The following is a 381-nucleotide window of genomic DNA, read 5'->3' as shown; positions in this document are numbered from 1 at the left end:
AACACCAACACAGTGACCACCAAGACAATGCCAGCCTAGGCCTCGAACAAGCATGGCACATCAGCCCTGCATGGATCCAAGACCTCAAAGGCGAAGACCAAGCCACCGCCTCAGGCAACAGCCAAGTCGAAAAACTCAACCAACACCTTAGCGACTACTACGCTGGACAAAGCAAACAATTCATCGCCAAAGCCAGCGTCAGAGACAGCCAAGTCGGCTACTGGTTCAAACTCGATGGCCATCCAGAAATTGAACAACACAGCGGAGCTGACCAAGAATTCCTCATTGTAGGCAAACGCTACTACAACCAAAACAACCTACCCAAAGACTTAGACCAACAAGTCCAACAACTGCTACAACGCAGCCAATGGACGCCAAAAC

Annotated in this window: 1 pseudogene; it reads left to right on the top strand. The window is 50.4% G+C overall.

Features of this window, described 5'->3' with window-relative positions:
- Window positions 1-381: pseudogene (locus AC1M9F_RS14530) on the top strand (type VI secretion system tip protein VgrG); the annotation flags it as partial.

It is taken from the genome of Acinetobacter sp. ANC_7504, from assembly GCF_056779995.1.
Note: the sequence above shows the minus strand (reverse complement) of the source record. Positions and strands in the feature narration are given on the sequence as shown.